25 protein-coding genes are annotated in these 26,072 nt (G+C 66.2%); 16 read left to right on the forward strand and 9 right to left on the reverse strand.

What is annotated here, in order from left to right; all coding sequences use genetic code 11:
- Positions 1 to 54 precede the first annotated feature (54 nt).
- Positions 55 to 750 (forward strand): HAD family hydrolase, encoded by a 696-nt coding sequence (locus ERC79_RS21400; RefSeq protein ID WP_131580366.1) that lies wholly within the window; start codon positions 55 to 57, stop codon positions 748 to 750.
- Here ERC79_RS21400 and ERC79_RS21405 read toward each other — a convergent pair.
- The 3 genes from ERC79_RS21405 to ERC79_RS21415 form a co-directional block, all read right to left on the reverse strand.
- On the reverse strand, positions 685 to 1,500 hold the full coding sequence (locus ERC79_RS21405; protein WP_131580367.1) for a mycofactocin-coupled SDR family oxidoreductase: 816 nt from the start codon (positions 1,498 to 1,500) through the stop codon (positions 685 to 687). The genes ERC79_RS21400 and ERC79_RS21405 overlap by 66 nt on opposite strands.
- 83 nt (positions 1,501 to 1,583) lie before the next feature.
- Positions 1,584 to 2,702, reverse strand: coding sequence for a helix-turn-helix domain-containing protein (locus ERC79_RS21410; RefSeq protein WP_131580368.1), 1,119 nt, complete (start codon positions 2,700 to 2,702; stop codon positions 1,584 to 1,586).
- Positions 2,703 to 3,821: 1,119 nt separating this feature from the next.
- Positions 3,822 to 4,910, reverse strand: a complete 1,089-nt coding sequence (locus ERC79_RS21415) for a hypothetical protein (protein WP_131580369.1) — start codon at positions 4,908 to 4,910, stop codon at positions 3,822 to 3,824.
- Between the two features lie 324 nt (positions 4,911 to 5,234).
- Here ERC79_RS21415 and ERC79_RS21420 point away from each other — a divergent pair, with 324 nt between their 5' ends.
- The 4 genes from ERC79_RS21420 (at position 5,235) to recX (ending at position 8,544) form a co-directional block, all read left to right on the forward strand.
- Positions 5,235 to 6,383 carry a nucleotide disphospho-sugar-binding domain-containing protein gene (locus ERC79_RS21420; protein WP_131580370.1) on the forward strand — a complete coding sequence of 383 codons (1,149 nt, stop codon included), beginning with the start codon at positions 5,235 to 5,237 and terminating at the stop codon, positions 6,381 to 6,383.
- A gap of 40 nt (positions 6,384 to 6,423) precedes the next feature.
- A complete protein-coding gene (locus ERC79_RS21425; RefSeq protein ID WP_131580371.1) occupies positions 6,424 to 6,618 on the forward strand; it encodes a DUF3046 domain-containing protein in 195 nt (64 codons plus the stop codon).
- A 194-nt stretch (positions 6,619 to 6,812) separates the two neighbouring features.
- On the forward strand, positions 6,813 to 7,850 hold the full coding sequence (gene recA / locus ERC79_RS21430; RefSeq protein ID WP_131580372.1) for a recombinase RecA: 1,038 nt from the start codon (positions 6,813 to 6,815) through the stop codon (positions 7,848 to 7,850).
- A 166-nt stretch (positions 7,851 to 8,016) separates the two neighbouring features.
- Positions 8,017 to 8,544, forward strand: coding sequence for a recombination regulator RecX (gene recX / locus ERC79_RS21435; protein WP_207390545.1), 528 nt, complete (start codon positions 8,017 to 8,019; stop codon positions 8,542 to 8,544).
- Between the two features lie 44 nt (positions 8,545 to 8,588).
- Here the strand turns inward: recX and ERC79_RS21440 are convergent, their stop codons facing one another.
- From ERC79_RS21440 to ERC79_RS21455, 4 genes are read right to left on the reverse strand one after another with little or no spacing between them, the layout of a single operon-like run.
- The gene (locus ERC79_RS21440) at positions 8,589 to 9,509 is read right to left on the reverse strand and encodes an amino acid ABC transporter permease (RefSeq protein ID WP_131580374.1); all 921 of its coding nucleotides are present in this window, start codon (positions 9,507 to 9,509) and stop codon (positions 8,589 to 8,591) included.
- On the reverse strand, positions 9,506 to 10,189 hold the full coding sequence (locus ERC79_RS21445) for an amino acid ABC transporter permease (RefSeq protein ID WP_131580375.1): 684 nt from the start codon (positions 10,187 to 10,189) through the stop codon (positions 9,506 to 9,508). Before ERC79_RS21445 ends, ERC79_RS21440 begins: the two co-directional genes overlap by 4 nt.
- Positions 10,190 to 10,205: 16 nt before the next feature.
- On the reverse strand, positions 10,206 to 11,051 hold the full coding sequence (locus ERC79_RS21450) for a glutamate ABC transporter substrate-binding protein (protein WP_131580376.1): 846 nt from the start codon (positions 11,049 to 11,051) through the stop codon (positions 10,206 to 10,208).
- A 19-nt stretch (positions 11,052 to 11,070) separates the two neighbouring features.
- Positions 11,071 to 11,799: an amino acid ABC transporter ATP-binding protein gene (locus ERC79_RS21455; RefSeq protein WP_165497226.1), complete on the reverse strand. Its 729-nt coding sequence runs from the start codon at positions 11,797 to 11,799 to the stop codon at positions 11,071 to 11,073.
- 187 nt (positions 11,800 to 11,986) lie between these two features.
- Between ERC79_RS21455 and miaB the strand changes: the two genes are divergently transcribed.
- Together miaB and ERC79_RS21465 are read left to right on the forward strand one after the other, a co-directional pair.
- Positions 11,987 to 13,504: a tRNA (N6-isopentenyl adenosine(37)-C2)-methylthiotransferase MiaB gene (gene miaB / locus ERC79_RS21460; protein ID WP_131580378.1), complete on the forward strand. Its 1,518-nt coding sequence runs from the start codon at positions 11,987 to 11,989 to the stop codon at positions 13,502 to 13,504.
- Positions 13,501 to 14,109 (forward strand): hypothetical protein, encoded by a 609-nt coding sequence (locus ERC79_RS21465; protein WP_131580379.1) that lies wholly within the window; start codon positions 13,501 to 13,503, stop codon positions 14,107 to 14,109. Before miaB ends, ERC79_RS21465 begins: the two co-directional genes overlap by 4 nt.
- An 86-nt stretch (positions 14,110 to 14,195) precedes the next feature.
- Here the strand turns inward: ERC79_RS21465 and ERC79_RS21470 are convergent, their stop codons facing one another.
- Complete coding sequence (locus ERC79_RS21470; protein ID WP_131580380.1) at positions 14,196 to 15,536, reverse strand: DUF349 domain-containing protein; 1,341 nt, start codon at positions 15,534 to 15,536, stop codon at positions 14,196 to 14,198.
- A 155-nt stretch (positions 15,537 to 15,691) separates the two neighbouring features.
- On the opposite strand from ERC79_RS21470, the gene ERC79_RS21475 reads away from it, so the two are divergent.
- From ERC79_RS21475 to ERC79_RS21505, 7 genes are all read left to right on the forward strand, one after another.
- Entirely contained in the window at positions 15,692 to 16,438 is a 747-nt protein-coding gene (locus ERC79_RS21475; RefSeq protein WP_131580381.1) for a hypothetical protein, read from the forward strand.
- A gap of 11 nt (positions 16,439 to 16,449) precedes the next feature.
- On the forward strand, positions 16,450 to 17,367 hold the full coding sequence (gene miaA, locus ERC79_RS21480; protein ID WP_207390546.1) for a tRNA (adenosine(37)-N6)-dimethylallyltransferase MiaA: 918 nt from the start codon (positions 16,450 to 16,452) through the stop codon (positions 17,365 to 17,367).
- 5 nt (positions 17,368 to 17,372) lie between these two features.
- Entirely contained in the window at positions 17,373 to 18,242 is an 870-nt protein-coding gene (dapF, locus tag ERC79_RS21485) for a diaminopimelate epimerase (RefSeq protein ID WP_131580382.1), read from the forward strand.
- A gap of 80 nt (positions 18,243 to 18,322) precedes the next feature.
- Entirely contained in the window at positions 18,323 to 19,816 is a 1,494-nt protein-coding gene (gene hflX, locus ERC79_RS21490; RefSeq protein WP_131580383.1) for a GTPase HflX, read from the forward strand.
- On the forward strand, positions 19,800 to 20,939 hold the full coding sequence (locus ERC79_RS21495; protein WP_131580384.1) for a hypothetical protein: 1,140 nt from the start codon (positions 19,800 to 19,802) through the stop codon (positions 20,937 to 20,939). Before hflX ends, ERC79_RS21495 begins: the two co-directional genes overlap by 17 nt.
- A gap of 166 nt (positions 20,940 to 21,105) precedes the next feature.
- A complete protein-coding gene (locus ERC79_RS21500) occupies positions 21,106 to 22,359 on the forward strand; it encodes a solute carrier family 23 protein (protein ID WP_131581431.1) in 1,254 nt (417 codons plus the stop codon).
- Positions 22,360 to 22,525: 166 nt separating this feature from the next.
- The gene (locus ERC79_RS21505) at positions 22,526 to 23,668 is read left to right on the forward strand and encodes an acyl-CoA dehydrogenase family protein (RefSeq protein ID WP_131580385.1); all 1,143 of its coding nucleotides are present in this window, start codon (positions 22,526 to 22,528) and stop codon (positions 23,666 to 23,668) included.
- Positions 23,669 to 23,763: 95 nt separating this feature from the next.
- On the opposite strand, the gene lexA is transcribed toward ERC79_RS21505, so the two are convergent.
- Positions 23,764 to 24,558 (reverse strand): transcriptional repressor LexA, encoded by a 795-nt coding sequence (gene lexA / locus ERC79_RS21510; RefSeq protein WP_131580386.1) that lies wholly within the window; start codon positions 24,556 to 24,558, stop codon positions 23,764 to 23,766.
- A gap of 268 nt (positions 24,559 to 24,826) precedes the next feature.
- Here lexA and ERC79_RS21515 point away from each other — a divergent pair, with 268 nt between their 5' ends.
- Positions 24,827 to 25,345, forward strand: coding sequence for a LysM peptidoglycan-binding domain-containing protein (locus tag ERC79_RS21515; protein ID WP_242676673.1), 519 nt, complete (start codon positions 24,827 to 24,829; stop codon positions 25,343 to 25,345).
- 234 nt (positions 25,346 to 25,579) lie between these two features.
- Positions 25,580 to 26,071: a transcriptional regulator NrdR gene (gene nrdR / locus ERC79_RS21520; protein WP_131581433.1), complete on the forward strand. Its 492-nt coding sequence runs from the start codon at positions 25,580 to 25,582 to the stop codon at positions 26,069 to 26,071.
- Position 26,072 lies beyond the last annotated feature (1 nt).

Consider the following 26,072-nt stretch of genomic DNA (forward strand, 5'->3'; position numbering starts at 1 on the left):
CTTTTCGATAGTTTTCGAAACTGTATTTTCGCAAACGAGAGGACGGTATTGGTGATGATCAAGACGCTGTTGGTCGATGCGGGCGGAGTCCTGTTCAACAACATCCTCGAGGAGACGTGTTTCGTCCGGGATCTCGCGCGACGTTACGACGCGGACCCGGACCGCCTCCTGACGGAAATGAAGAGTTCGGCGCATCACTACGAGAGCGGTGCGGGGCATGTGCACGGCGTCCTGTACGACACTCTGACAGCGGCGGGCGCGGCCCGAGCCCACGAGTTCGACGCTTACTGGGCCGACCAGCTCTATCTCGCCAGTGTGCACTGCTATGACGACAACGTTGCTGCGCTGGCCGAGGTCGTCCGGGCGCATTCCGGATTGACGGTGGTCCTGGCCAACAACGAGGCTGAGCACTGGGACGAGTTGAAGAACGCCCACTTCGGCCACTACAGGCACTTCGACCGACTGTGCTCGTCGTGGCGCATGGGCCAGGTCAAGCCGTCGGCCGAGTACTTCACCACAGTCCTTGACCACTGTGAGGCGCAGGCGCGGGAATCGTTGATGATCGACGATCGTGCCGAGGTGATCGATGTCGCCCGAACCTTGGGGATGTCGGCGCTTCATGTCCGAACCCCCGCAATGCTGCGCTCCCAACTGCTTTCGACTGTCGAAGGCTCACCACGTCGGTCAGAACTCGCTGACGCCGGCATCGATGGCCATGGCGTGGGCAGTGATGTGTCGCGAGGCATCTGAGGCCAGGAACAACACCGTCTCGGCCACATCATCGACGGAGATTCCCGGCACGGGCTGCATGTTCACCAGCATGCTGCGCAGCCGGGGGTCGGCCAGGCTGGCCTCGGACAACTGAGCCAGCATGGCGCGGCCGCCCATCTCGGTGTCCACGCCGGTCGGATGCACGCTGTTGACCCGGATGCCGAAGCGTGCCAATTCGGCGGCGAAACCCTTGGCCATTCCCCGCACGGCGAATTTGCTTGTGGTGTAAGGAATCATGAACGGCTGTGCTTTGAGGCCAGCCGAGGAGCTTATGAGCACGATCGAACCGCCACCCGCTTCGACCAGGTGCGGCGCCGCCGCCATTACCGTATTCCAGGTGCCGCGCACATTGACAGTCATGGTGTCATCGAAGTCCTGCTCGGTGACCTTGTCCCATGCCCGCGGGATACAGATGCCTGCATTTGCCACGACGACATCGAGGCGCCCCAGCTCGGCGACCGCCTTGTCCACAGTGGCACGCAGACCTGCGAGATCACGGACGTCGGAGATTGCGGTGATCACTTTCGAGCCGGCTTCACGAGCCAGGTCAGCGGTGGTGTCGAGGTCGGTCGGTTCGGGCGATCGATAGGAGACGCCGGGCAGCGTATCGCACAGATCGACGGCGATGATGTCGGCACCCTCGCCCGCCAGCCGCAGTGCATGTGCGCGCCCCTGTCCACGTGCGGCACCGGTGATCAGAGCCACCTTGTTCTGCATGAGCAGAGTCATCTGAACGTCCTTTCCGGACACGAACTGCTCCGCGTCCGACGAGCGGATCGGTGTGGGAAGAGCAATGCTGGGCTGGCTGCCAATCAGCCCATCGCCTTGATGAGTTCGATGAGCTGTGGTTCGTTGGCGTCCGCGATCCCCGGACCTGGGGTGGGGTGGCCGATGGCCCGGTCCGGCGCCAGGGTTTTCACGGGGACCTCGTAGTCGCTGTCACCCATCGAGAGCCAGCTCAGCACGGACTCGTCCATCGGCAGGTATCCGTCCGACTCTGCGATGGTTACGTGTGGGTGTGCAGCCAGCCATACCGCGATGGCGCGTAGAGCGAACGGAAGGTAGCCGTAACGCCGAGCGACGTGGGCCAATGCGTCGGGCTCGGCGTCCGCTCGGCGGTCGCCGATCACAGAGCGGATGAGATCGGTTGCCGCGTCGAGCGTCAGCGGGTTCACGGGCAGCCGTGTCGCGGGTGCTGGCGCCATCAACAGGCCGGTTAGGGGCTTACGACTGGTTACCACTACGGCACATCCCGTGGTACCGGGGACCAGTGGTCCCACCTGTGCGGATGTTGCGGCGTTGTCCAGCACCACCAGAACCGAACGGCCCACCAGCAGCGAACGGTAGGCGGCCGCCCGCTCGGCTTCGGTGTCGGGAAGGCCGTCGCACGGAGCGCCGAGCGCGCGCAGGAATCCGCCCAGCACGTCGACTGGGGCCTCGGGTTCCTCGGTCCAGGCACGGCCACCGAGGTCCGCGTAGAGGGTGCCATCGCCGAACCTGTGCGAGATCGCATGTGCGCAGCGCAGCGCCAAGGTTGTCTTCCCGATACCGGCCGGACCATCGACGCAGACGACCGGCACACCGCCCGTCGCGCTCTCACCTACCAGCAGCTGTTCCAGCTGTTCCAGGGCGCGCCTTCGGCCGAATACCTGGCGAGGCGCTGCGGGCAACTGTGCCACCAGCAGTTCCTTGGCGCGGGTCGCGGATGTTGCGGCTGTGACGAGTTCGACCAATTCCCCGCAGCTGTCGAGAACCCGATCGCAGGCTTGAGCCAATTCCACCGTCATGGGTTTCCTGCCGTTTTCCACCTTGGACAGATACCCCTTGTTGTAGTGGGTGAGTTCGGCGAGTCGGGCTAAGGAGAGACCGGCCTTCTGCCGAAATCGACGCAGCGCCCTCCCGGCGTCGACCGTACCTACTTCTACCATCATTCAACCTCCACGGGAGAGAACAAATGAGTCGAATTCATTTGGTGCGGACGTATTCGTCCGGTGCTGGAGACGCTTATCGACCGCCCGGACAGCGGATTGATTCGACGATCAACCCCAAATGGCGTTCCTGTTCAATCCTCGGCGAGATAGCTCGACCCGGCTGTGGAATCCGCCCGCGCAGACGGCACACGCCATTTGCTTCCGAAGATCGAACGCGGTGGCATCGGGATCGCGATGCAGCATGGTCGTCATCCAGCTAGGAGACAGCGCTGAGCCTGCCAGTCTCGGATTGAGCCGCTCGAGGTTCGAATGCGCCGAAGAAGTCGTGCTAGTCGGTGCCGATTGCCCGCTCCACCAGCTCGGCCATGACTGGGCGGCCCGCCAGCGCCAGGCTCAGCCCCCTTACGCTCTCGTGGGGGGAGGACGAGCGCATTCAGTCGTGCCGCATCGGCTCATGGACCTGGCTTCGGAAATGGCGGCACGGACTTGACTAAGACCAGTCCTCGGCCAAGGCGAAGCCTGCCGCATGGTTACGGAAGCTGCTTTGAATTGATGAATGAACAGCTCGCGCCCTAGGAACCTTGTGGACGGTACCTAATATCGACTCGGATGGATGCAGTATCTGCGCCGGAAGACGTTGGGATCGCAACTACGCCGTTTCCTGGCGTGGTCGAGGCCTTCGCCGATCAGCGATAAGGTGCCCGCATAGTCCACTACGGTCTTTACTTTTTTTTTACTCAAATCCACCCCTTGTTTTACTTAAACCCGCCCCTTGTTGTAGCGTTGACCCGCCCCATTTGTTGCCGCAATGGCATAGTGCCAGGTGGGAGCGATTCTGCCGACGCTGATCCAAGGTACATCAGGGTTGCATCCGATATCGGAAGAACCCATTGCATTCGGGCCGACGATCTGGTGTTAATTCCCTCGGTCGATCCTGGCCTCTGCGAGCAGGAAGGGAAGTTTGTCCGACTTGGCTGGTGATCAACTGTCGGGCATTCGATGGCGTCATCCGTGGCCGGCGGGCGCCGGCACACCCGCATTCGGCAGCCCGAAGTGCGGGGGCCGCCGCTGCAAGGTGCTCCGGTGCCCCCGTATGCGGCGGCGACGGCTTTCGCGGAATCAGTCCTCGAGGGCTCGGAGCAGCGCGAAAACCTCGCCTCGCAGCCGTCGGTCTGCCACCCCGGAAAACAAGCGATCGTCGAGAGCTGTAGCCAGCCGCCGGCGCAGGGATGCAGGCGGCAGTCCAGTCGCCGCCCAGAGTGTGGGCAGCGCGGTGGTGACGAGGTAGAGGAGGTACGCGTCATTGAGGGTAGCGACGTCTCGAACTACTCCCGCGTAGACGCGTGGCGTCACTGTGGGCAGCGAGAAGTCGACGGGCAACCTCTGGCCGCTGCCGAAGGTCAGCAGCGACCAGCTTTCGTTGCGAGCGACCACAGGATTGGTCTCGACTTCACGCTGGTAGCGCTTCACAATCTCGAGGTCGCCGTCACGAAGCATGCCGCCGATGGTCAGGCTGCGACGGACGAACGCCGAACGTATATCGCGAATGTCCTGCGGTGAGTCCGGCGACAAGTCCTTCTCGGCCGCACCATATTTCGCGGTCTTGTGGGCCAGGACACCGTTGCCGACCATGTCCGACACGGAGGTCGCGCGTGGAGCGGCCAGCCACATCCCGGATACGCCGGCCAGCATTGAACCGTCGTCACTGAACAGACTGTCCGGGCCGGTTGCGAAAACCGCATCGATAAACTGATCGTGTCCAAGACTCCAACCCAACGACAAACGCCGCGTCAGGTCCGCTGTGCGGCCACTGGCAATTGCTGCCGCAACACCGAGTGCATTGCTCAATGCGGCAAGTTGTGCGCGATCGACGCGTTGCGGCAGTCGAACGACAATCCCGGCCGCTTCGATTATCCGCAAACAGTGCTCAACTCTCGAGGTGAACCCCCGACCCTCCAGGTAGGTCGACAGAACAGGCACAACGTCCACCAGTTGTTGCAACGCCGTGCCGGTTGATCGGGTAGTCCAGTCGGGGTCCTTCCACAGTCGGTTGAGGGTTGTCGATGGGATATCGGCCAATGCCACGACATCGGCGAAGCCGAGTCCAGCGCGTTGAGCGAGGTCGCGCAGCGCGACCGGCTCGACGGGAAAGGCCACCGCGGCCTGCGATGGACCGCCCTCGACAACCAGCCGCCGTTCAACCCCCATGTTTTTGCACCGTGCGCCCCCATCGTCGCATCGCCGGTCCGCTGTGCAGAACATCTGATCAACAAGACGACACGGAATCGGTGCACATCGACAGCGGATGTGATGCAAGTCACTTTCGAGACTGGTGGGTGGGTGCTGATTCTCGAGGTGGATGTCGTCAAGGATCGTCGGGAGACAAGAGAGGCCGATCGGCCAGGGCGGGAGTCCGGCCCGGGTGCCGCTCCGCTTTCGGGTGCGCCGCGCGCCCGATCGGGGGAGCGGCGTGGTGAGTTCCGGAGCGGCGCCTGCGGATCAGGGCGCCGGCGTGTGTGGCACGCTGGGCGGATGCGAGTAGCCGTAGTCGCCGGTCCGGAGGCTGGTCATGCCGTCCCGGCCCTTGCGTTGTGTCGGAAACTCATTGCTGCGGGCGATGATCCGGTGGTGTTCACGGCGGGGCGGTGGCTCGACGTCGCGCGCGACGCCGGGATCGCGACGCGAAAGCTGGGCGGGCTCGCACCACGTGCGACCGACGACGACTCCGACTCCGGCGCCAAGATCCACGGACGGGCCGCGCACATCTCCACCGAGATACTCCCGGACCTGCGTGCGCTGAATCTCGATCTGGTGGTGTCCGACGTCATCACCGTCGGCGGCGGCATGGCGGCCGAGCGGCTCGGATTGCCGTGGATCGAGCTGTCCCCGCATCCGTTGTACCTGCCGTCGAAGGGGTTGCCGCCCATCGGATCCGGGCTGGCGCCGGGCGCCGGGCTACGAGGTCGGCTGCGGGACACGTTGCTGCGCGCCGCGACCGCCCGTTCGATCCGTCAGGGCCACGCCCAGCGTGGCGCGGCACGGGTGAGTGTCGGGCTGCCCGCCCACGACCCAGGCCCGGTGGCCCGGTTGATCGCGACGCTGCCGGCACTCGAGGTGTCACGACCGGACTGGCCGGAGAACGCGCATGTTGTCGGCCCGCTGCTGTGGGAGCCCACCGAGACTGTGCTCGAACTCCCGCCCGGGGACGGGCCGCTCGTGATGGTGGCGCCTTCGACCGCGTCCACCGGCGCCGGTGGCCTGCTCGAGGTCGCGATCCAGGCGCTCGACGGCACGGGCGTGCGGATGGTCGCATCGATGTTCGATGCCCCGCCGGACGGACTGCCCGGCTGGGTGCGGGCCGGGTTCGGACGGCAGGACGAGATGTTGCGGAACGCGTCGGTCCTGGTGTGCGGAGCCGGGCATGGCCTGCTCGCGAAAGGCCTGATCGCAGGGGTGCCGGTGGTGACGGTCCCCGGCGGCGGAGACCAGTGGGAGCTCGCCAACCGTGCGGCCCGGCTGGGTAGCGGGCTGGTGGTTCGCCCCCTCGGGGCCCAGGCCCTGCGGGCTGCGGTTCGGACGGTGCTGGGCGAACCGGAGTTCACCGCCGCGGCGCGACGGGCAGCGGACGGCTCGACCCAGGTCGAAGACCCGGTCGAAGTCTGCCGTGCGGCACTGCGGTGAGCCGACGGTCGGCGGCCGCGGTTCCGCTACGGTGGCAAATGTGCGACTGACCGAGTTCCATGACCTCGTCCGGGAAGAGTTCGGGCAGATACGTGGCGACTCCCTGCTCGTCGACCATGTGATCCTCAGCCTGGGCGCGAAGACCGCCGCGGATGCGATCGAGGATGGATTCGACCCGCGTGTCGTGTGGCGCGCGCTGTGCGACGAGTTCGACGTCCCCCCGCAGCGTAGATAGCGCGCGGTGCAGATTGCGGGCCTCGGCCTCTGCCCCCGAGCCGCGGCGCCGGTGTTGACTCGAACAGATGTTCCCCTATGCTGGGATCATCCGTGAGCGCGTCAGTTCGAACTGTTCGTGCCGGCGAAGTTGTCGGTACCGGGCTCTAACGTATCCGTCAGATCGCTGGACGAGACTTCGAGAAGGGGACCACGATGGCACCACAGGCACACGATCGGGACAAGGCGCTCGAGCTGGCGCTGGCGCAGATCGACAAGAGCTTCGGCAAGGGCTCGGTGATGCGCCTGGGTGAGGAAGCCCATCAGCCGATCGCCGTAATCCCCACCGGATCTATCGCGCTGGACGTGGCGCTCGGCATCGGCGGCCTGCCGCGCGGCCGCGTCGTCGAGATCTACGGCCCGGAGTCCTCCGGCAAGACGACTGTGGCGTTGCACGCGGTCGCGAATGCGCAGGCCGCGGGCGGTATTGCAGCGTTCATCGACGCCGAGCACGCGCTGGATCCCGAGTATGCCCGCAAGCTGGGCGTCGACACCGACGCGCTGCTGGTCTCGCAGCCCGATACTGGTGAGCAGGCACTCGAGATTGCCGACATGCTGATCCGCTCGGGAGCGCTCGATATCATCGTGATCGACTCGGTGGCCGCGCTCGTACCGCGCGCCGAGATCGAGGGCGAGATGGGAGACAGTCACGTCGGCCTGCAGGCTCGTCTGATGAGCCAGGCACTGCGAAAGATGACCGGTGCGCTCAACAACTCGGGAACCACCGCGATCTTCATCAACCAGCTACGCGAGAAGATCGGCGTGATGTTCGGTTCCCCCGAGACCACGACCGGCGGTAAGGCGCTCAAGTTCTACTCCTCGGTCCGCCTCGACGTTCGACGCATCGAGACCCTCAAGGACGGCACTGACGCGGTCGGTAACCGCACCCGCGTCAAGGTCGTCAAGAACAAGGTGTCGCCGCCGTTCAAGCAGGCTGAGTTCGACATCCTCTACGGTCAGGGCATCAGCAAGGAAGGCTCGCTGATCGACATGGGTGTCGAGCACGGGTTCATCCGCAAGTCCGGTTCCTGGTACACGTACGAAGGCGACCAACTCGGCCAGGGCAAGGAGAACGCTCGCAAGTTCATGCTCGAGAACACCGACGTCCGCGACGAGATCGAGAAGAAGATCAAGGAGAAGCTCGGTATCGGCGCGGTTCTCACCGCCGAGGACGCCGAACCGACCGACTTCTAGCCTCGTGAGGTTCGTGTCCCGCCCGGATGGCGCCGCCGACCGGGCGGGCGGGAGCGATGCCGTGACAGAGAATCATGTCGGGACAGAGGATGGCGCCGACGGAGGGCGTCGACGTGGCCGGCGCACGCAGGGGCGCGGCCTCGATCCGGACGGAAAGCCGCTGGAATTGCAGGGCTCCCCGGAAGCCCTTGCGGCGCGTGCGAAGGACGTATGCCTGCGCTTGCTGACCGACCGGGCGCGTAGCCGTAACGAGCTCGAGCAGAAGCTTGTACAGAAGGGGTACCCGCAGTCGGTGATCGATGAAGTCCTCGGCAGGCTTGCGGACGTGGGCTTGGTCGACGACGCAGCGTTCGCCGAGCAGTGGGTGCATTCCCGCCACACCTACTCCGGTCGTGGCCGACGAGCACTCGCGACGGAGTTGCGCCGCAAGGGAATCGACGAGCAAACCTCCACCGAGGCGCTCGCGCAGATCAGTTCCGACGACGAATACGACCGTGCTCGTGAGCTGGTGCGCAAGAAGCTCGTGCGAGTGTCCCCGGGGGACATCGCGGACTCGGCTGACCGGGAGCGGATGATGCGACGCCTGGTCGGGATGCTCGCCCGGCGCGGATACCAGTCGTCGATGTCGTTCGCGGTGGTCAAGTCGGAACTCGCAGACCTGGGCGCCGAAGTGGACGAGCTCGCGGAGGACTGAGGTTCCCCGCGAGCTGAGGTGCTTCGAACCAGCGGCGTCTGGGATCAGCGAGGGTTCTTGGGGGATCCGGCATCACTGAAGTCGTCGATGCCGGGGACACCGTCGATCTCGTTGGTGTCGATCGGAGTCGCGATCTTGCGTCCGCCCGGTCCACCGGTACGCAGACGCTTCTCGAGCCATGTCGCGAATGTCGTGAGCGCGAAGTTGATGACCACCATGATCACGCCCACGATGACCAGTGCGGCAAAGAAGTTGCGGTAGTACGAGGCCGCCTGCTGCCCGCTGCGGATCAGTTCGATATAGCCGATCTGGTAGCCCAGCGCCGAGTCCTTCAACGCCACCACCATCTGCGAGACCAGGGCCGGCAGCATCGTCGTGATCGCCTGTGGGAGCAGGATCAACCGCATCATCTGGCTCTTGCGCATTCCGAGCGCGGACGCGGCCTCGGTCTGACCCTTCGGCAGTGACAGGATGCCAGCGCGCAGGATCTCGGCAATCACCGAGCCGTTGTAGAGTGTCAGGCCCACCACAACTGCAGCCAGTGCCAGCTGGTTCGACGGAAACACGCCGTATTGTGCGAACGCCTGGTAGGCGAAGATCATCAGGATCAGCACCGGAATGGCGCGGAAGAACTCGACGATTGCGCCGCTGATCCAGCGGACCGAGCGATGGTCGGACAGGCGTCCGATGCCCAGGATCGCGCCGAGGATCAGCGCGAACACGATCGACAGCGCCGCTGCGAGCAGGGTGCCCTTGAGACCCGGCAACAGATAGGTGGTCCAGGTGAAGTGGTCCAGGAACGGCGACCACTTGTCCGCCTCGAGCTGCCCGTTGTCCGCAAGGACGTTGAGGACATACAGCGCTATCGCGACCAGCACGACACCGAAAGCAATCGCGATGAGCCGGTTGCGAACCCGGGCACGGGGGCCGGGGATGTCGTAGAGAACGCTCGCCTGCTGGGTCATCGCTTCACCGCCATACGCTTGCCGAGGTAGCCGAACAGGAAACCGACCGGCAGCGTCAGAACCATGAATCCGATCGCGAAGATGCCGAAGACCAGGAACAGCTTGTCGGATTCGTTCTCGATCATGGTCTTCATCAGCAGTGACGCCTCCGCGACACCGATCGCCGACGCGATCGTGGTGTTCTTGGTCAACGCGATGAGCACACTGCCCAGCGGTGCGATGACGGCGCGGAACGCCTGCGGGAGCACGATCAACCGGATGCCCTGGCTGAACGTCAGGCCCAGCGAGCGGGCGGCCTCCGCCTGTCCGATCGGGACCGTGTTGATCCCCGAGCGCAGCGACTCGCACACGAACGCGCTGGTGTAGACGACGAAGCCCAGGACCGCGAGCCGGAAGTTGTTCTGGTCGATGAACTTCGAGGAACCCTCCGGCGCGAAGTGCACGCCGAGGTTCTGGTAGAGGCCGACCGAGCAGAACACGATGATCAGCGTCAGCGGCGTGTTACGGAAGATGTTGACATACCAGGTCGCGAAGATCCTCAGGATGGGTACGGGGGACGCCCGCATGGCGGCGAGCAGCGTGCCCCAGATCAGGGCGCCGATCGCCGACCAGACCGTCAGCTGCACCGTCGTCCAGAACGCGCTGATCAGCTGGCTGCCGTAGGTATCGAACAGTTCCATTGTCACCTCCTCCGCATCAGTACCGGTCGACGGCCGGGGGAGCCGGCAGCGCGTACCCGGACTCGCCCATGGTGGCTTCGAGCGCCTTCGCCCAGGCGCCGGTCGCGATCATGTCCTCGATCGCGTCGTTGATCTTCGTGCGGGCCTCGGTCTCGCCCTTGGGCAGGCCGATGCCGTACAACTCGGTGGTGAACGGCTGGCCCGCGAGCTTGAACTCACCCGGGTACTGCGCCGAGTACCCGGCCAGGATGATGTCGTCGGTGGTGAGCGCGTCGACCTTTCCGCGGTGCAGGGCCTCCACGCAGGAGGAGTAGCTGTCGAACTGCTGCAGCTGCACACCCGGATACGATTTCTCGATCTTCTGCGCGGGCGTGGAACCGGACACCGAGCACAGTTTCTTTCCGCTCTGCAGCGACTCCGCGCCGGTGATCGAATCGTCGTCGGCGCGCACCAGCAATGACTGTCCCGCCACGTAGTACGGTCCGGCGAAGTCGATGACCTTCTTGCGGTTGTCGGTGATCGAGTAGGTCCCGACCACGAAGTCGACCTCGCCGTTCTTGATGAGTGTCTCGCGCTGGGAGGACGGCGCCTCGCGCCACGTGATGCGGTCCGTCGGGACGCCGAGGTAGTTCGCGACGTACTTCGCGACCTCGACGTCGAACCCGGTCATGGTCTTGTTCGGCTCGCGCAGCGCCAGGCCGGGCTGATCGAACTTGGTGCCGATGGTCAGGTGGCCGTCGGCGGCGTCCGCCAGCACGTCCCGGGGCTCGCTGCTGCCGCAGGCCGACGCGGTGAGCACCACCGCGGTCAGCGCTGCGATCAGTGCGACGACGCGTGGCGCTCTGATGTGCATGCGATTCATGATGAGAATCCCGTCCGGCTCAGTGGCCGAGGATCTTGCCGAGGAAGTCCTTGGCGCGGTCCGACTTCGGTGCGGTGAAGAAGGTGTCGGGGTCGGTGTCCTCGACGATGACGCCGTCGGCCATGAAGACGATCCGGTCGGCGGCCTTGCGCGCGAATCCCATCTCGTGGGTGACGACGATCATCGTCATGCCCTCCTTCGCAAGGTTCACCATGACCTCGAGGACCTCGTTGACCATCTCGGGATCGAGCGCCGACGTCGGCTCATCGAACAGCATCACCTTGGGATCCATGGCGAGCGAGCGGGCAATGGCCACCCGCTGCTGCTGTCCACCGGAGAGCTGAGCGGGGTACTTGTCGGCCTGCGACTGGATACCGACGCGCTCGAGGAGGGCCAATGCCCGCTCCTTCGCCTCGGCCTTGCCGATCCCGCGAACCTTGATCGGCGCGAGCATCACGTTCTCGAGCACCGTCTTGTGGGCGAACAGGTTGAAGCTCTGGAACACCATGCCCACATCGGACCGCAGTCGCGCCAGGGCCTTACCCTCGGCGGGAACCGCGACGCCGTCGATGGTGATGGAGCCGTTGTCGATCGGTTCGAGACGATTGATGGTGCGGCACAGGGTCGACTTCCCCGAGCCCGACGGGCCGAGCATCACGACGACCTGACCGGCCGGAATCTCCAGCTCGATGTTTCGAAGCACATGTAAGTCGCCGAAGTGCTTGTCGACTCCCTTCATGGAGATCATCGACGGGGCGCTGGGAGCCGGTTCGGGTGTCACAGGCTGCGTCATAACGGGTAACCCTATATCGCATGTCTGCGTACCTGCTGGTCTAGCAATCGCGCAGCTCGATCGATCGAATCCCGCCGGCGTACGCGAGGACTCCCTTGTGGCCCCGACGAGTGGCCGATGTCGGGGCCGTACGCTGGGATGTGTGGAGACGATCGACCATGACGCCGGGCGCAGCTACGAGGTCCGCACGTACGGCTGCCAAATGAACGTGCACGACTCGGAGCGGCTCTCGGGCCTGCTCGAGGACGCTGGATACTTCAAAGCAGAGCCCGGCAGCCAGGCGGACTTGGTGGTCTTCAACACCTGCGCCGTTCGGGAGAACGCCGACAACAAGCTGTACGGCAATCTCAGCCACCTGGCGCCGGTCAAGCAGGAGCGTCCCGGCATGCAGATCGCGGTCGGCGGCTGCCTCGCGCAGAAGGACCGCGACACGGTCGTGAAGAAGGCGCCGTGGGTGGATGTTGTGTTCGGCACCCACAACATCGGCTCGCTTCCGGCCCTGCTCGAGCGCGCCCGGCACAATGAGGAGGCTCAGGTCGAGATCCTCGAGTCGCTCGAGGCGTTCCCGTCGACCTTGCCGGCCAAGCGCGAGTCCGCGTATGCGGGCTGGGTGTCGATCTCCGTCGGCTGCAACAACACCTGCACGTTCTGCATCGTGCCGTCGCTGCGCGGCAAGGAGGTGGACCGGCGACCCGGCGACATCCTCGCCGAGGTTCAGGCGCTCGTGAACGAGGGCGTGCTCGAGGTGACGTTACTCGGGCAGAACGTCAATTCCTATGGCGTCTCGTTCGCCGATCCGGAGCTGCCGCGTGACCGCGGCGCGTTCGCGAAGCTGCTGAGTGCGTGCGGGCAGATCGAGGGGCTCGAGCGGGTCCGGTTCACGTCCCCGCATCCGGCGGAGTTCACCGACGACGTGATCGAGGCGATGGCGTCCACCCCGAACGTGTGCCCGCAGCTGCACATGCCGCTCCAGTCCGGTTCCGACCGGGTCCTCAAGGCGATGCGCCGCTCCTACCGCAGTGCGAAGTTCCTGGGCATCATCGAGAAGGTGCGCGCCACGATGCCGCACGCCGCGATCACCACCGACATCATCGTCGGCTTCCCCGGTGAGACCGAGGAGGATTTCCAGGCCACGCTGGACGTGGTCCGGCAGGCGCGATTCACCAGTGCGTTCACGTTCCAGTACTCCAAGCGGCCCGGCACGCCGGCTGCGGAGATGGAAGGTCAGCTTCCGAAAGCCGTTGTGCAGGAACGCTACGAGCGGTTGATCGCGCTACAGGAGGAGATCACGCTCGAGGAGAACCGCAAGCTCGTCGGCACAGAGGTCGAGCTGCTGGTGACCGCCGATGACGGGCGCAAGAACGCGGCGACCGCACGGATGAGCGGTCGTGCGCGCGACGGTCGGCTCGTGCACTTCCGGCCGGAGGGCAACCTCGACGGTGACGTGCGCCCCGGTGACGTGATTGCCACGACGGTGACCGCGGCGGCCCCGCACCACCTGGTTGCCGACGATCTCGTGCGCACCCACCGGCGGACCCGCGCCGGCGACTCGTTCGAACGAGGGGTCACTCCGAAGACCCCGCCGATCGGCGTCGGACTCGGATTGCCGCAGATCGGTGTCCCCGAGCCGTTGCCAACACAGATGGGATGTGACGCATGAGTAGCTCCGACAGCGGAGACGCTTCCGGTAGCGAGAACCTGCCGGGTGACGCGCCGGATCCGATGGGGGAGTACCAGAGGGACTTCGACGCCGCCGAGAAGAAGGTCGCGGGTGAGATCGATCCCGGTATGCGTGCCGTCGTCGTCGCGATCGGCGTTCTCGTGCTGCTGCTCTCGTTCACGCTGCCGCACACCGGATCAGCAAACGGCTGGGACGTGCTCGTCGGCGACCAGGACGCGATTGCCGAGCACATCAAGCTGCCGTCGCGCATCTTCGTATGGCTCGCCCTCGTGTTCGGCGGCGTCTTCTCGATCCTGGCGCTGGTGACCCGCCGGTGGGTCGTCGCGTGGATAGCGCTCGCGGGCACCGCGGTGTCTGCGGTGTTCGGCATGCTGGCCATCTGGTCGCGGCAGACGCTTCCGGTGGCCGATGCGTCCGGCGCGGGGCCGGGTATCGGCCTGATCCTCGGCTGGATCACGGTGATGGTGTTGACCTTCCACTGGATCAAGGTCGTGTGGAGCCGAACCGCGATGCAGCTCGCCGCGGAGGAGGAGCGCCGCCGGGCCGCCAGCGAGACAGATCAGCGCGGCGACTGGAACGTCTGATCCGAGAGGGGATCGCGACCGGATCCCGATCAACGAATGAGGGGTGCAGTGCCGACCGGCACTGCACCCCTCACCTTCTGCGGGTCTCAGCGCCCGTTGACCGCGCCCTCGGCCGCAGCGGCCCACTCGCGCCACTGCTGCGCCTGCGCTAGAGCCTTCTCGGCGTCCTTCTTCTTGCCGGCCGCATCCGCCTTGGCCGCCTGCTCCTCGAACTGGGCCACGCGCTCACGGAACTGAGCCGCCCGCGCCAGCGCCTCGGGATCGGTACGGCGCCACTCGGAGTCGGCGGCGTCGCGGACGCGCTTCTCGATCGCGCGGAGCCTGCCCTCGAGATCGTGCATGCGCTCGCGCGGGACCTTGCCGAGTGCATCCCACTTCTCCTGCAGGTCGCGCAGGGCAGCGCGGGCAGCATCGATGTCCTTGTCGGGATCGATGCCCTCGGCGCTCGCGAGCAGCGCCTCCTTCGCGACTGCATTCTGCTCGAACTCGGCGTCGCGCTCGGATGTGGCTGCATTGCGGGCCGCGAAGAACACGTCCTGGGCTTCCTTGAAGCGGCGCCACAGGACGTCGTCGGCTTCGCGGGGCGCGCGACCTGCAGCCTTCCACTCGGTGAGCAGGTCACGGAACTCGACGGCCGTCGGACCCCAGTCGGTGGAACCGGAGAGGGCCTCCGCTTGCTCGACGAGTTCCTCCTTGCGGGTCTTGGCCGCTGCGCGTTCACGGTCGAGGTCGGCGAAGTGCGCCCCGCGCCGTCGGTTGAACGCCTCACGCGCCTTGGAATAGCGCTTCCACAGGGCGTCGTCGACCTTCCGGTCGAGGCCGCGGATTGTCTTCCACTCGTCGAGGATCTCGCGGAGCCGGTCGCCCGCAACCTTCCACTGCGTCGATTCGGCGCCGATCTGTTCGGCCTCGGCGGCAAGCGCCTCCTTACGGGAGGTGTGCTCGTGGCGGGACTGTTCCTTCTCCTGCTTCGCTTGCGCAGCGGCCTGCTCGGAGCCCTCGATGATCGAATTCAGGCGGGCAGACAGGGCGTCGATGTCGCCGATGACGGATGCCGTGGGCAGCGAGGCGGCCAGTGCCTCGGCTGCGGCGCGGGTCTTCTTGGCGTCGCCTGCCCCAGAAGCGAGGCGTGCCTCGAGCAGTCCGACCTCGGTGGCGAGATCGTCGTAGCGCCGACCGAAGTGCGCGAGCCCTTCCGCTGCGTCACCGGCCTGCCAGGAACCGATCTGACGTTCGCCGTCGGCTGTCTTGACCCACGCGGTGCCGTCGTCGTCGACGCGGCCGAAGAGACTGGGATCGCTGGCCGCCGCCACGGGAGTCACGTGGGCAGGGGCCGGACCGGGCCTGGGTGAGCTCGATTTCGCTGCGCCGGGCTTGGGAGGGCCAGGCTTCGGGGTACCCGGCTTGGGTGCGTTGCTCTCGGTCATTGTTCCTCGTCTCTGCCGCGCGTCACGGCTGCCTTATCGCCCTGTCGGCTCCCGCGAATCCGGTACCCGGTGCGAGCCTTCAGTAACTGTCCAGGACTATTCAAACAGGTATGACCCTCCGAAGGCGTCACCTCGGGTCGACTACCGTGGCGCAGGTGCTGACCGCTGCCGCTCTCGTGCCCTCGCCGCCGTTGCTGGTTCCCGAACTGGCCGGCGCCGCAGCCACAGAAACCGACCGGTTCCGCCAAGCGGCGCTGGAGGTGTCTGCGCGTCTCGGCGGCGCGTGCGACGAGTGGACGGTGATCGGCGTCGCAGAACCGGGTTCGCCCGGTGGGTGGCTGCCGGCCGCGTCGTCGGGGACTTTCGCGGGTTTCGGCGTGGACGTGAGAGTCCGCCTGGATCCGGGTCTTTCCGGGGACGACGACGCAGAGGCAGACCGGTCCATGCCGCTGGCGGCACTGATCGCAGGCTGGTTGCGCGGCGCGGGCGCGCCGGCGGCGCGGGCGCGCGTGTTGCTCCTCACAGCTGACACCCCGCCCGCCGACTGTGCTCGCATCGGTGCGGAGCTACGCGCTGAGCTGGATTCGCGGGCCCTGCCGCAGGGTCTGCTCGTCGTCGCGGACGGCGCGAACACCTTGACGGACAAGGCTCCTGGCGCGTTCGATTCGCGTTCGGGTGCTGTGCAGTCTGCGGTGGACGAGGCGTTGGAGGCCGGGGACTGCGCGGCGATCGAGGCTCTGGACGCCGACCTGTGTGCAGAGCTGGGTCTGTCCGGACGGGCCGCATGGCAGACGCTGTCGGCGGCCTTCGGTGGCGGGTGCGGGGGTCCGCGCAAGTCCGAGACGTTGTACACGGGTGCACCTTTCGGCGTCGGCTATCACGTCGGGATGTGGATGGCGTGACAGTGGATTCGTTGGATGCGCCGACTCCGATCGCTGTGGTCGGACCGACCGCGACGGGCAAGTCCGATCTCGGGCTCGGGCTCGCCGAGCGACTCGGCGGCGAGATCGTCAACATCGATGCGATGCAGCTCTACCGCGGCATGGATGTCGGCACCGCCAAGCTCACGGTCGACGAGCGGCGCGGCATCGCGCACCACCAACTCGATGTGCTCGACGTCACGGAGACTGCGACTGTTGCGCGCTATCAGGAGTCCGCGACCCGTGACATCGAGGACATCCGAGCCCGCGGCGCCGTCCCGATCATCGTCGGCGGTTCGATGATGTATGTGCAGTCACTGCTCGACGAGTGGTCGTTCCCCGCCACGGATCCGCAGATCCGCGGCCACTGGGAGTCCGTGCTGGCCGAGCGTGGAGTGGGCGCCGTACATGCAGAGCTTGCGCGCGTGGACCCCGATGCCGCGGCGTCGATCCTGCCGACCGACGGTCGACGGATCGTGCGTGCGCTCGAGGTCGTCCAGCTGACCGGTCGGCCGTTCGCCGCCTCGGCCCCCACGATCGGCCAACCGCGGTGGGGGACTGTCATCATCGGCGTGGACCGGGACACCGAGGCACTCGACGCCCGGATCCGCCTGCGCACCGAGCTGATGTTCGGCAGGGGCCTCGTCGACGAGGTTCGGGGCCTCGTCGATGCCGGTCTCCGCGAGGGCGTCACTGCGCAGCGAGCGATCGGATACGCGCAGGTGCTTGCGATGTTCGATGGCGAGTACGACCGCACGGAGGCTCTCGAACGAACATTCATCGGCACTCGGCGCTACGTCCGTCGTCAGCGTTCGTGGTTCCGGCGGGACCCGCGGGTGCACTGGCTGGACGGTGCCGATCCGGACCTCGTCGAGGCCGCACTGAGGCATGCGGATCGGTCGCTAAGCTGAGTTCCATGGAATTCAGCAAGGGCCACGGCACCGAGAACGATTTCGTGATCCTGCCGGATCCGGACGCCGCCCTCGCGTTGCCGGCGCACCGGATCGCCGCGCTGTGCGATCGCCGTCGCGGTCTGGGCGCTGACGGCGTACTGCGGGTGGTGCGCGCGGGAGCACTCGCCGCAGTCGGCGTGCTGGCGACCTTGCCGGAGGGCGTCGGTCCCGACGACTGGTTCATGGATTACCGCAACGGCGACGGGTCGATCGCCGAGATGTGTGGCAACGGTGTCCGGGTGTTCGCGCACTATCTGCGTGCGACCGGGCTCGAATGGCGCGACGAGTTCGTGGTCGGCAGTCGCGCGGGTGCGCGCCCCGTCACCGTTCACGCGGCCGATGCCGTCTACGGCGATGTCACCGTCGACATGGGCGTGGTGCGTGAGCTCGGAACCTCGGCGGCGACCGTGGGCGGCCGCGTCCTCGGCGGCGTCGGCATCGACGTCGGTAATCCGCATCTCGCATGCGTGGATCCGGATCTGACGCCGGCATCCCTCGCCGGGCTGGACCTCACCGTGGCTCCGGAGTTCGATCCAAGCTTCTTCCCGGAGGGCGTGAACATCGAGATCTCGACCCCGCTCGCCGAGGGTGCGGTCGAGATGCGGGTGTACGAACGCGGCGTGGGGGAGACTCGTTCGTGCGGCACCGGAACCGTTGCCGCGGCGGTGGCAGCGCTGCGCTACAGCGGGGAGTCGAATGGCACCGTCGAGGTCCGGGTGCCCGGCGGCCGGGTCGAGGTGGAGATATCAGGCGGGCGTGCTGCCCTGCGAGGGCCGTCGGTGTTGGTGGCGTCGGGCGTGGTCGACACGCGCTGGTGGACTGATCTGGGTTGACGCCGGGCTCGCCCGGGCGCTCGAAATCGGGCGTTAATCCAGGTGCGGGCCGGCCGCGCTTCGTGGGACGATGGACGGGTATGACGAACTCACATCACAACAAGTCCTCGTCCTCTGCGGACGAATCCACCTCCGCCGCCGATTCGGCTGGTTCCGGAGCAGATTCGGCAGCATTCTCCGAGTCCTCGACGCCGTCCGTGGGCGAGATGCAGCTCGACGAGCGCACCGCTCTGCGCCGCGTCGCGGGACTGTCCACCGAGCTCACCGATGTCACCGAGGTCGAGTACCGGCAGCTTCGGCTCGAACGGGTCGTGCTGGTTGGTGTGTGGACCAGCGGCACAGCCGCTCAGGCCGACGCGAGCATGGCCGAGCTGGCCGCCCTAGCCGAGACCGCGGGGTCCGAGGTCCTCGAGGGGCTGGTCCAGCGCCGAGACAAGCCTGACGCGGCCACTTACATCGGGTCCGGTAAGGCCGAGGAACTGCGTCAGGTGGTCCTCGCCACCGGCGCTGACACGGTCATCTGCGACGGTGAGCTCACGCCCGCGCAGCTCACCGCACTGGAGAAGGTCGTCAAGGTCAAGGTCATCGACCGGACCGCGCTGATCCTCGACATCTTCGCCCAGCACGCGACCTCTCGGGAGGGCAAGGCGCAGGTCGCTCTGGCACAGATGGAATACATGCTGCCGCGACTGCGAGGTTGGGGCGAGTCGATGTCGCGGCAGGCCGGCGGACGTGCCGGCAGCAACGGCGGCGTGGGTCTGCGCGGACCCGGCGAGACCAAGATCGAGACGGATCGCCGTCGCATCCGCGAGCGGATGGCCAAGCTGCGACGTGAGATCAAGGACATGAAGTCGGCTCGTGACACCAAGCGCAGCAGCCGGCTGCGCAACGAGGTCCCGTCCGTGGCGATCGTGGGTTACACCAACGCTGGCAAGTCGAGCCTGCTCAACGCGCTCACCGGCTCCGGGGTGCTGGTGCAGGACGCGCTGTTCGCGACGTTGGATCCGACGACACGGAAGGCGTCGTTCGAGGACGGTCGCGAATACGTTCTCACCGATACCGTGGGATTCGTCCGGCACCTGCCGACGCAGCTGGTCGAGGCATTCCGCTCGACCCTCGAAGAGGTCACCGACGCGGATCTGCTGCTACACGTTGTCGATGGCTCCGATCCGCTGCCGACCGACCAGATCAAGGCCGTGCGTGAGGTGATCACCGAGGTGCTCCGCGAGAACGACACACCCGCGCCGCCGGAGTTGATCGTGGTGAACAAGATCGACGCGGCGGACCCGGTGGTCTTGACTCAGTTGCGTGGTCTCCTGCCCGGTGCGGTGTTCGTATCCGCACGGACGGGTGAGGGGATCGATGAGCTTCGGGCGTGCCTCGGCGATATCGTCCGCAGGCCGGAAGTCGAAGTGAATGTCCTGGTCCCCTACTCTCGGGGTGACCTGGTTGCCCGGATCCATTCCGACGGCCAGATCCTCGACTCGACGCACGAGGAGGACGGCACGCGGATGCGCGTGCTCGTGCCAGAGGCGCTGGCGTCGGCCCTCGTCGACTATGCCGGACGTGGGTAGCGTCCGCTCAGCGGTTCGGCTCTCGCTCGCCGGTGTCGCCCTCACACTCGCGCCGTTGGCGTTGATCGCGGCGCCCGCTGTCGCGCAAAACACCGGCCCCGGGGTGCTGGTGGCGGGGGCGCACTTCGAGCCGGTGTGCACACCGACCGATCGGGCACTCGAGGAGCTTTCCGGGTTGGCGATCCTCGACGGGAAGACCTACGGCATCGGTGACAGCGGATCCGACGATGCAGTCGTGGTGATGGAGGACGGGTGCACCGTCGTGAACTCGATTACCGTGCCGATCGATCCGTACGATGTCGAGGACATGGGCGTCGGGTCTGACGGCCGGCTCTGGCTGGCCGATATCGGCGACAACCAGCGCATGCGCTCGACCGTGGCGCTGATCGGCCTGGATCCTGCCACCGGCCGGGGGCAGTTGCACCGGCTGACGTACCCCGATGGTCCGCACGACGGAGAGTCGCTGCTGATCCAGCGCAACGGCGTCCCACTGATCGTCACGAAGGAAGTCCTCGCCGCCAGCGGAATCTACCGTCCGGTCGGCCCCACCGAGCTGCGTGATCTGACCGAACCAGGCCCCACGCAGCTCGAACGGGTCGGATCTGTTCGGCTGGGGCCGACCGACACTCCGGGTGGTCTCGTTCCCGTCGGTAGCTCGATGCTCGTCACCGGGGGTGCGGTGAGCGCCGACGGTACCGTCGCTGCGCTGCGTACATACACCGATGTGTATTTGTATTCGGCGCCGGACGGTGATCTGGCGCGCGCGCTCACCACGACCACTCCTGTGCGGGTAGCGCTGCCGAACCAGCCGCAGGGCGAGGTAGTCGCAATCACCCGGGATGGCGACCTGATCGCCGGATCTGAGGCAGCGGGCGGACCGCTGCCTCAGATTGAGATTCTGCGGGGCGCAACCGAACTGGCGCAGCAGACGGCATGGTCGGGGGGATCGGTGTCGCCGTCTGCGTCTGCGGCGGCCGAGTCGACCGCCACCCAGGCGGCGGGAGGGACGACCGAAGGGCCTGGCGCGGCCACCTGGTCCACTCCCACTCTCGGCGTCGGCGCGCTCATCGTGGGGCTTGCCACGTTCATGCTGGTGCGACGTCGGACGCGGGCCCGCCAGTAGTTGCCGGGTACCAGTTGTCCGGTATTCGTCTTGCGGTGTCGTCCGGCTAGGTCACTGCGGGGATGCAGTCGAGGATCCTCCCCGCACATAGCCCTACTATTGGCCAACTGTGACGAGTAACGAGGCCAGCGCCGGACATGTGCCCGAGCAGGCAGCAGCCTCCGGAATGTTCGGGTGGACGGTGCACGGCGACGGACGACGGATCAGCAACGGCGCGGTTGTCGCGCCCCATGAGCGGCTGTCGTGGCCGCGCACCATCGGGATCGGCATGCAGCATGTCATCGCGATGTTCGGCGCCACGTTGTTGGTTCCGACCATCACCGGCTTCCCGGTCACGACCACGCTGCTGTTCTCGGGAATCGGCACGGCGCTGTTCCTGATCATCACGCGCGGCCGCATCCCCAGCTACCTCGGTTCGTCGTTCGCGTTCATAGCGCCGCTCAGTGCGTCGGCCGGTGACGGTCCCGCCGCACAGCTCGGCGGCGTCGTGGCCGCGGGTGTGGCCCTCATGCTCGTCGGTGCCGCCGTCAAATTGATCGGCGCACGCGTCATCGACGCGGTCATGCCACCCGTCGTGACCGGTGCGGTGGTTGCCTTGATCGGCCTCAATCTGGCGCCGACAGCAGCCGGTTCGTTCCAGGCGCAACCTCTCGTCGCGGCGGTCACGCTGGCCGGCATCCTGTTGGCGACGGTCCTCGGCCCAGGCATCATCGGCCGCCTCGGAATTCTGATCGGCGTGGTGATCGGCTGGGTGTTCGCCGCGGTCACCGGCGGACTCGCTGACGAGCGCGTCGCCGCGCTGCGGGAAGCGGCCTGGTTCGGCGTGCCGCACCTGCGCGGTCCGTCATTCGAGCTGTCGGTAATTCTGCTCGCGCTCCCGGTCGTCATCGTCCTCGTCGCCGAGAACGTCGGTCACGTGAAAGCGGTCGCGGCGATGACGGGACGGTCGCTCGACGACCTGGCCGGCAACGCGCTCTTCGCCGACGGCCTGGCGACGACGCTCGCCGGTGCGGGCGGCGGCTCGGGTACCACCACATATGCCGAGAACATCGGGGTAATGGCGGCGACGCGCGTCTACTCGACCGCGGCGTACTGGGTCGCGGCCGTCACCGCGGTCGTCCTGTCGTTCTCGCCCAAGTTCGGCGCACTGGTCTTCACGGTGCCCGACGGCGTCATCGGAGGCGCCACGATGGTGCTGTACGGTCTGATCGGCGTCCTTGGTGTGCGGATCTGGATGGACGCGAAGGTGGACTTCACAGATCCGGTGAACCTCACTGTCGCCGCGACCGCTCTGGTCGCGGGTATCGGAAATCTGACGCTGATGGTGGGTTCCGTCGAACTCGGCGGCATTGCCTGGGGCTCGGTCGGCATCCTGATCGCGTACCCACTGATGCGCTGGCTCGCGACGCTGCGCCGCTGATCGTCTACTCCTCGCCGAGGGGGCGACTTGTCGCGATACCCCCCGGTCACGAATCGCGCTCGCCTCGGTCATGGATCGCGGTCGGTGTTCGCCTTACGGTCAATTCGAGGAAGCATGTCCGCCGTTGCGTGCTCGCACGCCGGCATTTTCGACCTGAGGAGACGTAGTGGAGCGCACCCTATTCGAACCGGAGCACGAGCTGTTCCGGGAGTCCTACCGCAAGTTCCTCGATCAGCATGTCGCGCCCTTCCATGACCAGTGGGAGGAGCAGAACATTGTCGACCGCGCGGTCTGGATCGAGGCCGGCAAGCAGGGATTTCTCGGGATGGCGGTGCCGGAGGAGTACGGCGGCGGGGGAGTCGAGGACTTCCGCTACAACGCCGTCATCACTGAGGAGACGACTCGCGGTGGGTACAGCGGTGTCGGATTCATGCTGCACAACGACGTCGTCGCTCCGTATCTGATCAAGCTGGCCAACGAGGATCAGAAGCAGCGGTGGCTGCCGGGTTTCTGCTCCGGCGAGCTCATCACCGCGATCGCGATGACCGAGCCGGGCACCGGCAGCGACCTGCAGAACATCAAGACTCGCGCCGTCAAGGACGGTGACCACTGGATCCTCAACGGCTCCAAGACCTTCATCACGAACGGCATCAACGCGGATATCGTGATCGTGGTGGCCTGCACAGACCCCGACAAGGGTGCGCAGGGCTTCTCCCTGCTCGTCGTGGAGCGCGGCATGGAAGGCTTCGAGCGCGGACGCAACCTGGACAAGATCGGCCTCAAGGCCCAGGACACCGCCGAACTCAGCTTCACGGATGTGCGCGTGCCAGCTGCCAATCTCCTGGGCGAGGAGGGCATGGGCTTCATCTACCTGATGCAGAACCTGCCACAGGAGCGGTTGTCGATCGCGGTGGTTGCCGCGGCCGCGATGGAGTCCGCCCTCGAGTCCACCATCCAGTACTGCCGTGATCGCAAGGCATTCGGCAAGTCGATCGGCAGCTTCCAGAACACCCGATTCGTGCTCGCCGAACTGGCAACCGAGACCACTGCGGTCCGGATCCTGGTCGACAAGTTCATCGAGCAGCTCAATGCCGGCAAGCTCACGGTCCAGGAAGCCGCGATGGCGAAGTGGTGGACTACCGAGGCCCAGGTCAAGCTGATCGACCGGTGTCTGCAACTGCATGGTGGCTACGGCTACATGCGTGAGTACCCGATCGCCAAGGCTTACATGGATTCCCGCGTCCAGACGATCTACGGCGGCACTACCGAGATCATGAAGGAAATCATCGGCCGCGGGCTCAACCTCTGACGGTTGCCGACGGAACCCTCCGGCGATGACAAACGGGCCGCGGCAGGAACTCCTGCCGCGGCCCGCTTCTGCATCGGGTATCAGACGCCAAGTGATCAGATCTTGCGCATCACGGTGACAACCTTGCCGAGGATGGCGGCGTCGTTGCCCGGGATGGGGTCGAACAGCGCATTGTGCGGCATGAGCCACACGTCCTTGCCGGTGCGTTTGAATGTCTTGACGGTCGCCTCGCCGTCGATCATCGCCGCGACGATGTCGCCGTTCTCGGCGACGCTCTGCTGACGGACCACGACCCAGTCACCGTCGCAGATGGCGGCATCGATCATCGACTCGCCGACGACCTTGAGCAGGAACAGTGAACCCTGGCCGACCAGTTCGCGCGGCAACGGGAAGACATCCTCGACGGCTTCCTCCGCGAGAATCGGCCCACCAGCGGCGATCCGGCCGAGCACCGGCACGAACGCCGGCGCCGGGAGCTGATCGGCATCGACCGTGGCCGTTCCGCCGCTTCCGGTCTGCGCGTCGTCGAATCCGCGGACGTCCACCGCTCGTGGGCGATTGGCATCGCGACGCAGGAACCCCTTGTGCTCGAGAGTGCGCAGCTGGTGCGCCACCGAGGACGTGGAGGCAAGCCCGACCGCATCCCCGATCTCCCGGATGCTGGGTGGGTAGCCGCGCTCGGCGACCGACGCCCGGATCACCTCGAGTACCTTGCGCTGGCGGTCGGTGAGCTTGGCGCCTGCCGCTCCACCGATGCGTACCTCGGTGGGTGAATCGGTGGATCTCGTCGTGGAACTACTTGTGGACCCAGTGGGGGTCTCCACGGGCGACTTCGTGTGCGACCCGTGAGTCCCGGACTCGCCGGAAGGGCTCGAGCTGTCGTCCTTCATGGCTGGTGGCCTCCTACGCGGGCTCAACCGCTCCCGCAGCGGTTCGTGGACTGTGCGTTCTGCCACGAATCTAGCCCGACAACGCCTTGACATCAAACATCTGTTCGAGCCGTGTCGCCGAAACTACTGACATTGTCGGATGCTCGTGGTAGAAATCGAACATGCGTTCTTTCGAACGCGTGGTCGAACACGTGGAACGGCACAACAATCGTCACTCTGATCGCACACCGATGGGCGGTCTGGACGCGCTGGGAGGGTTCGGATGGTCATGGCACTTTCGGGGAATGGATCGGCACCTGTCGAGGTGGCGCAGTCGCCGCGGCGGCGACCCGGCTCGTCCTGCGTGGAGCGTGAGTCGCTGCGCACGGCGCGTGAATACGATGCGGTGCGACGCCGCCGGTCCGGCAGGCACGATCCGCGGCGCCCGACGCCGGGGTTGGTGCGCTACGGCACGACGTCGAACGGCGTGTCCCGTGCGGTGCACCCCCAGCGCAGGAAGACCTCCGGTTTCGGCGGTGTCGTGGCCACCATGGTGATCACCGCGAGCATCGTGGTCGGCTTGGATGCACTGGCCAATCTGAGTGTCGGAGTATCCGACGGTGTTCCGGCGGAGACCGGGGCGGTGCATGTGCGGGGCGGCGAATCGCTGAGCGATGTCGCGGCACGGGTGGCTCCGGACGCGCCGGTGGCGAAAGTGGTCGACAGGATCATGCAGTTGAACGACATGTCGAGTGCTGGTGTGCGGGCCGGGCAGACGCTGATTGCACCTGTTGCGCTCGTGCGCTGATTCCGAAGGAGACGTGCGGTCATGACGTCATCGTGGCGTGGGTCGATCCCGGACCTCTTGGGCACCCGGGAGTCGCTGGTCCTCGGGGAGGTGCGGGTATCCTCGGATCCTGTCAGTAACACCACATCGCGTGGTCGCGTCGATATCGCGCCTCCTCTACGTGAGTCGGTCCTCATGGACCCGGCGTCGATCGGGAAGCGGCGCTGCGGCCACGACGGCTACGAAGGATTCGCCATGCACTGCCCGTTCTGTCGGCACCCTGATTCACGCGTGGTCGATTCTCGTGAGGCCGACGAGGGCGCGGCGATCCGGCGCCGACGGTCCTGCCCCGAGTGCGGTCGCCGCTTCACAACTGTGGAGACCGCGGTCCTTGCAGTGGTCAAGCGGAGCGGCGTCACCGAGCCGTTCAGTCGGGAGAAGGTGGTCCAGGGCGTCCGCCGGGCCTGCCAAGGCCGACAGGTGGACAACGATGCACTGAATTTGCTTGCGCAGCAGGTGGAGGACGCCGTCCGGGCGTCCGGATCCCCAGAGATTCCGAGCCACGAGGTGGGACTGGCCATTCTCGGTCCGCTGCGCGATCTCGACGAGGTCGCCTACCTGCGTTTCGCGTCGGTGTACCGGTCTTTCAGTTCGGCAGAGGATTTCGAGCGGGAGATCAAGGATCTCCGCACTCATCGGGAGAACCGCGGCGCCGAGCTGTCCGGGGCCGAACCGAACGCCGGATAGA

This window comes from Rhodococcus sp. ABRD24, assembly GCF_004328705.1.
Lineage (GTDB): Bacteria > Actinomycetota > Actinomycetes > Mycobacteriales > Mycobacteriaceae > Prescottella.

Excerpts from the sequence above, each read along its gene's own strand:
- recA (WP_131580372.1), top strand. The coding sequence starts at position 6,813 with ATGGCACCACAGGCACACGATCGGGACAAGGCGCTCGAGCTGGCGCTG.
- ERC79_RS21495 (WP_131580384.1), top strand. The coding sequence starts at position 19,800 with ATGCCGGACGTGGGTAGCGTCCGCTCAGCGGTTCGGCTCTCGCTCGCC.
- nrdR (WP_131581433.1), top strand. The coding sequence starts at position 25,580 with ATGCACTGCCCGTTCTGTCGGCACCCTGATTCACGCGTGGTCGATTCT.
- ERC79_RS21500 (WP_131581431.1), top strand. The coding sequence starts at position 21,106 with ATGTTCGGGTGGACGGTGCACGGCGACGGACGACGGATCAGCAACGGC.
- ERC79_RS21515 (WP_242676673.1), top strand. The coding sequence starts at position 24,827 with ATGGCACTTTCGGGGAATGGATCGGCACCTGTCGAGGTGGCGCAGTCG.
- ERC79_RS21420 (WP_131580370.1), top strand. The coding sequence starts at position 5,235 with ATGCGAGTAGCCGTAGTCGCCGGTCCGGAGGCTGGTCATGCCGTCCCG.
- dapF (WP_131580382.1), top strand. The coding sequence starts at position 17,373 with ATGGAATTCAGCAAGGGCCACGGCACCGAGAACGATTTCGTGATCCTG.
- ERC79_RS21440 (WP_131580374.1), bottom strand. The coding sequence starts at position 9,509 with ATGACCCAGCAGGCGAGCGTTCTCTACGACATCCCCGGCCCCCGTGCC.
- ERC79_RS21410 (WP_131580368.1), bottom strand. The coding sequence starts at position 2,702 with ATGATGGTAGAAGTAGGTACGGTCGACGCCGGGAGGGCGCTGCGTCGA.
- hflX (WP_131580383.1), top strand. The coding sequence starts at position 18,323 with ATGACGAACTCACATCACAACAAGTCCTCGTCCTCTGCGGACGAATCC.
- ERC79_RS21470 (WP_131580380.1), bottom strand. The coding sequence starts at position 15,536 with ATGACCGAGAGCAACGCACCCAAGCCGGGTACCCCGAAGCCTGGCCCT.
- ERC79_RS21465 (WP_131580379.1), top strand. The coding sequence starts at position 13,501 with ATGAGTAGCTCCGACAGCGGAGACGCTTCCGGTAGCGAGAACCTGCCG.
- ERC79_RS21455 (WP_165497226.1), bottom strand. The coding sequence starts at position 11,799 with ATGATCTCCATGAAGGGAGTCGACAAGCACTTCGGCGACTTACATGTG.
- lexA (WP_131580386.1), bottom strand. The coding sequence starts at position 24,558 with ATGAAGGACGACAGCTCGAGCCCTTCCGGCGAGTCCGGGACTCACGGG.
- ERC79_RS21415 (WP_131580369.1), bottom strand. The coding sequence starts at position 4,910 with ATGGGGGTTGAACGGCGGCTGGTTGTCGAGGGCGGTCCATCGCAGGCC.
- ERC79_RS21405 (WP_131580367.1), bottom strand. The coding sequence starts at position 1,500 with ATGACTCTGCTCATGCAGAACAAGGTGGCTCTGATCACCGGTGCCGCA.
- ERC79_RS21450 (WP_131580376.1), bottom strand. The coding sequence starts at position 11,051 with ATGAATCGCATGCACATCAGAGCGCCACGCGTCGTCGCACTGATCGCA.
- ERC79_RS21400 (WP_131580366.1), top strand. The coding sequence starts at position 55 with ATGATCAAGACGCTGTTGGTCGATGCGGGCGGAGTCCTGTTCAACAAC.
- ERC79_RS21445 (WP_131580375.1), bottom strand. The coding sequence starts at position 10,189 with ATGGAACTGTTCGATACCTACGGCAGCCAGCTGATCAGCGCGTTCTGG.